This is a genomic window from Streptomyces hainanensis (assembly GCF_004348415.1).
In the GTDB taxonomy this organism is placed as follows: domain Bacteria; phylum Actinomycetota; class Actinomycetes; order Streptomycetales; family Streptomycetaceae; genus Streptomyces; species Streptomyces hainanensis.
Genome location: NZ_SMKI01000674.1, coordinates 1 through 2,979, shown reverse-complemented (window position 1 = coordinate 2,979; position 2,979 = coordinate 1). Strand labels below are relative to the sequence as shown.

Annotated in this window: 2 protein-coding genes; both read right to left on the bottom strand. The window is 73.7% G+C overall.

Going from position 1 to position 2,979, the window contains the following annotated elements; genetic code table 11:
• Positions 1 to 102: 102 nt before the first annotated feature.
• A complete protein-coding gene (locus E1283_RS34515) occupies positions 103 to 1,089 on the bottom strand; it encodes a GlxA family transcriptional regulator (protein WP_481906712.1) in 987 nt (328 codons plus the stop codon).
• 81 nt (positions 1,090 to 1,170) lie between these two features.
• Entirely contained in the window at positions 1,171 to 2,571 is a 1,401-nt protein-coding gene (locus tag E1283_RS34510; RefSeq protein ID WP_132822111.1) for a cytochrome P450 family protein, read from the bottom strand.
• Positions 2,572 to 2,979: the final 408 nt, after the last annotated feature.

Below are 2,979 nucleotides of genomic sequence, written 5' to 3'. Positions count from 1 at the left end.
GGGCGGCGGTGTCGGCCGCGTCGGCGATTCCGGGGGTGGCGGCCATCGAGGCCGCCGCGGCCGCGGTGCCGACCAGCATGGTCCGGCGCGTGGTGTGGGTTCTCATGGAGCCGGAGTCTGCTGCCCGGTGGCTGCCCGCGCCCGGGGCATGTCCGGCATCCTGCGGATCGTGTCCCCGGTGATGCCGTAGTGGTCGAGAAACGCCTGCCGCAGCGTGGTGGCGGAGCGGAACCCGACGCGGCGCGCGATGGCTTCGAGCGGCAGCTGGCTGGAGCGCACCAGGTGCGCGGCCGCCTCCGTGCGCGCGGCGCGCACGGCGCGCGCCGGGGTGGTGCGGAGGTGTTCGGCGAAGAGGCGGGCGAGGTGCCGGGTGCTGACGCCGGACCTGGCCGCCAACGCGGCCGGCGACAGGTCGCCGGCCAGGTGCGCCGCGATGTGCCCGGCGAGGTCCCGGACGAGGCGGTCCCCTGGCGGCGGCGCGGCGAGGAACATGCTGATCTGCGCCTGGTCGGCGGGTCGGTGCAGATAGGTGACCAGTTCGCGGGCGACATGGCGGGCGAGGGTGGGGCCGTGGTCGTCCTCGATCAGGGCCAGCGTCAGGTCGAGCGCGCTGGTGACGCCGCCCGAGGTGTAGAGGTCGCCGTCCCGGACGTAGAGCGGCGTCGGGTCGACGGCCACCTCGGGGTGCCGGGCGGCGAGCGCGTCGGCGTAACGCCAGTGCGTGGTGACCCGCCGACCGTGCACCAGCCCGGCGGCCGCCAGCAGGAACGTGCCGGTGCAGACGGCGGCGACCCGGCGGCTCAGCTCCGCGAGCCGGCGGAGCTGCGCGATCAGCGCGGGGTTCCCGGTGGCGGCCTCGTGCCCGAAGCCGCCGACCACCAGCAACGTGTCGAGCGCCCCCCGCACCTCGGCCAGCCGCCGGGCGTTCCCCAGCCCGATCCCCACCGAACTCCGCACCGGCCCGCCGCCGACCGTCCCCAACTCGACGACGTACGGCGGCGCCGCCCCGTGGTGGTTGGCGATGTCCAGAGCCCCGCTGGGCGAGGCGACATCGAGGATCTGCGCGTCGTCGTACGCGACGATCACCACCCGACGCGGCTCAACCATGCGGCGAATACCATCACGGCCCGGTCCGGGGCGCGACGCCCGGTCCCGTCGCCCGGACCGGGCCTAGCCGCCGGGCTGGCCGGAGACCAGGCTGGACAGGAAGCGCCACAGCCGGGATCGGCCGCGGGGCTCCGAGGCCGAGGTCGGGGCCGGGGCCGGTGCGGCGTCGGCTCCGGCCGGCGCCGAGGCCTCGGGGAACGGTGGCCACGCCGAGGTGCCGGCCAGGGTGCGGAAGCGGACGGGGAGCGACTTCACGCCGCGCGCGTAGGGCGAGAGCCGCCACGGGATCTGGTCGGCGGGCAGCGTCAGTTCGAGTTCGCAGCGGTCGAGCAGCCGGCTCACCGCCGTGGTGGCCACCATCTCCGCCAACTCCTGGGCGGGACACTGGTGTACGCCCGCACCCCAGGCCAGGTGGGCCCGCGAGCTCTTGAGCGAGTCGTCGCGGAGCGCCGCCGCGAAGAGCGGATCCCCGTGCGCGGCCGCCACCGACGGCATCACCGGATCGCCCGCCGCGATCCGCCGGTCGCCGAGCACGACGTCCGAGACCGGATAGCGCAGCGGCAGGTTGGCCCACGGCGGCGAGGCCATGTGCACCCGGTTGACCAACTCGCCGTAGGCGCCGTTCTCCAGGCTCTGCCACGCCTGGTCGCTGCCGGTCAGCACCTCCAGCACGGTGTTGGTGATCGTCTGGCCGATGTAGTCCGAGTAGACGATGATCGCGTACAGCTCGATCGCGATCTGCTCGGGCGCCAACTCCGGTGCGGCGGCGATGAGATGGCTGGTCAGGTCGTCGCCCGGGTGCTCCCGCTTGTGGCGGGCGAGGTCGGTCGCGGCGGCGATCAGCCGCTTGATGGCCGCGCCCGCGTCCGGCGCGGAGTCGGCCATCCGCCAGGCGTCCATCACGATGTCGTCGCCCTGCTCGACGGGGAAGCCGAACAGCCGGTTGAGCATCATCAGCGGCAGCGGACGGGTGAACTGCGTGGAGAGGTCGACGTGTCCGGTGGAGCGGCCGTTGGTGAACACGGCGATCAGCTCGTCCGCGTACCGCTCCACGGTGAGCCGCAGCTCCACCCCCTGCGGCCGGCCCGGGTCCTGGAAGGGCCGCAGCGCCGCCTCCACCGCCGCACGGGTGGCCCGGCGCCGCTCGTCGTCCTGGTGCAGCAGGTGGTCGACGCGGTAGCCGGCCAACATCGGCCAGTCGTCCGGGACCCGGCCCTCCTGGAGGGCGCGCCAGTGGGCCGCGTCCGCCTTCCACACGGACTCGTCCCGCAGGACCTCCATCACCTCGTGGTAGCCGACGACCAGCCACACCCTGACCCCGTACAGGTCGACCGGGGCCACCGCCCCGTACCGGTTCCTGAGCTGTTCGTAGACGAGGGCCGGCCGGGTCTCGTAGTCCCTGGTCATCAGGGGCTCCGCGGGCAGTGTGGCGAGCTCCGACGTGGTGGTGGTGTGCGGTTCCATGGCGCCGTTCCCTTGATCATCTCCTCAAGTGCGGGACAGCCTAACGGCCATACCTCTCGTAGCGGATGATGCGTTCGATAACGACTCTGCGCGCTGGGCGAGTTGGCGGTCCGAAGGTCCGGCGGCCCGGCGGCTGGACGGCTCCTCCCTCGGCTCGGCGGCCCGGCGGTTCGGCGGTTCGGCGGGATTCCTCCCTTGACCCGCCCGTACGGCGTCCCTAGCTTCCGCCGTGTCCGCAGTTCCGAAGTTCGTTCGAAATGTCGAACCTACAGGAGCCGCCATGCCCCCTAACCCCACCCTGACGCGCGGGCGCCCGCGCGTCGCGTCGCTGATGGCGTTGGTCGTCGCCTGCGCCATGGCCCTGCTGGTGCAGAACGGCGGCCCGGCCACCGCCGGCCAGCCTGCCCC